This is a genomic window from Streptomyces capoamus (genome assembly GCF_014654935.1).
Lineage (GTDB): Bacteria > Actinomycetota > Actinomycetes > Streptomycetales > Streptomycetaceae > Streptomyces > Streptomyces capoamus.
Genome location: NZ_BNBF01000010.1, coordinates 36,595 through 38,460 on the forward strand (window position 1 = coordinate 36,595; position 1,866 = coordinate 38,460).

Annotated in this window: 2 protein-coding genes; one reads left to right on the forward strand and one right to left on the reverse strand. The window is 74.4% G+C overall.

Going from position 1 to position 1,866, the window contains the following annotated elements; translation table 11 throughout:
* The first annotated feature begins 92 nt into the window (after positions 1 to 92).
* A complete protein-coding gene (locus tag IE312_RS17440; RefSeq protein WP_189982806.1) occupies positions 93 to 728 on the forward strand; it encodes a TetR/AcrR family transcriptional regulator in 636 nt (211 codons plus the stop codon).
* A 36-nt stretch (positions 729 to 764) separates the two neighbouring features.
* On the opposite strand, the gene galE is transcribed toward IE312_RS17440, so the two are convergent.
* Positions 765 to 1,745, reverse strand: a complete 981-nt coding sequence (gene galE, locus IE312_RS17445) for a UDP-glucose 4-epimerase GalE (RefSeq protein ID WP_189982808.1) — start codon at positions 1,743 to 1,745, stop codon at positions 765 to 767.
* Between the last annotated feature and the right edge of the window lie 121 nt (positions 1,746 to 1,866).

A 1,866-nucleotide genomic window follows, 5' to 3' on the forward strand; every position in this document is an offset into this window, starting at 1 on the left:
GTCGGGACGGGACCGTATCGTCGCAACGCGAGCGTAGGGCCAATCGACGTCGGAACGCAACCGTTTCGTCGTGACGCCCTATGCTGTGCGGTATGACGACGAACGCCGGGTCCGCCGACGAGCCGCCGGTGCGTGCGCGCCGCCGGGCGCCCGCCGGCGCGGCCGTGCTCCGGGAGGACGTCACCGAGGCGATCCGGGCGGCCGTCTTCGACGAACTGGCGGCCGTCGGCTACGCGCGCATGTCCATCGAGGGGATCGCCCGGCGGGCCGGTGTCGGTAAGACGGCGGTGTACCGGCGGTGGCGTTCGAAGCTGCACCTGGTGCTGGACGTGGTGTCGGCGCTGGCCGTGACCGGGTTCCCGGTGCCGGACACCGGGTCCCTGGAGGGCGACCTGCGGCTGCTGTACGAGGTCACGTCCCGCGCGCTGCGGCATCCGGTCGCCTCGCAGATCATCCCCGACCTCCAGGCCGAGGCCGCCCGCAATCCCGACCTCGCGGACGCGTTCCAGAAGGCGCTGCGGGACGGCCAGGAGGGGGTGGCCAGCCGGATCGTGGCGGCGGCGGAGACGCGCGGGGAACTGGCGGCGGGGCTCGACCCCGAGCTGGCCCTGGACCTGATCTCCGGTCCGCTGTACTGGCGCGCGGTGGTGATCCGCTCGCCCAAGCTGCCCAAGGGCTACCTGGAGCAGCTGGCCCGGGCCACGGCGGGGGCGCTCAAGGCGCTGTGAGGTGCCGGGGACCGCGGTGGGACCGGGTGGGGCGCGCTACGACCGCGCCGCCTCCGGGTGCACCCGGACCCAGCCCTCCCACGCCGACGCGATCATGTCCTGGACGTCGTACTTGGCCTGCCAGCCCAGTTCCGTGGCGATGCGGGCGGCCGAGGCGACCACGCGGGCGGGGTCGCCGGGCCGGCGCGGGGTCACGGTCGGGGGGCGGTCGTAGCCGGTGACCGCGTTGACGCGGTCGATCATCTCGCGGACGGACACGCCCTCGCCCCGGCCGATGTTGAGGGTCAGGTCGGTGCCGGGCGCGGAGCGCAGCGCGCGGGCGACGGTCACATGGGCCTCGGCCAGGTCGGCCACGTGGATGTAGTCGCGGACGCAGGTGCCGTCGGGCGTCGGATAGTCGTCGCCGAAGATCCGCGGCGCCGCGCCCTGCGAGAGCCGCTCGAACGCCATGGGGACCAGGTTGGACACGCCGGTGTCGGCCAGCTCGGGAGCGGCCGCGCCGGCCACGTTGAAGTAGCGGAGCGCCGCCGTGGCCATGCCGGTCGCCCGGCCCGCGGCGCGCACGAGCCACTCGCCGGCCAGTTTGGTCTCGCCGTAGGGGGACAGCGGCCGGCAGGGGGTCTCCTCGGTCACCAGGTCGACGTCGGGCATGCCGTAGACGGCCGCGGAAGAGGAGAACAGGAAGGACGGGACCTGCGCCGCCGTCACCGCCTCCAGCAGCACCCGCAGGCCCTCGACGTTCTCCCGGTAGTAGTGCAGCGGGCGCTGCACCGACTCGCCCACCTGCTTCTTCGCCGCCAGGTGGACGACCCCGGTGATCCCGTGCTCGGCGAGGGCGCGGGCCACCCGGTCCGCGTCCAGCACGGAGCCGCGCACCAGCGGCACCTCGGCCGGTACGCGCGCGGCCACGCCGGTGGACAGGTCGTCGTAGACGACCGCGCGCTCACCCGCCTCGGTCATCGCCCGTACGACGTGCGCCCCGATGTATCCGGCGCCGCCGGTGATCAGCCAGGTCATTGCGGCCATCCCCTCGTCAGCTCGTCGGTCGGCCCGTGTGTTCAGTGAAGCAGGCGGCGGAGCCGGCCGCGGACCACGCGCAGCACTCCGCGCGCGCCGGTCGCCACGCGCAGGGCCAGTG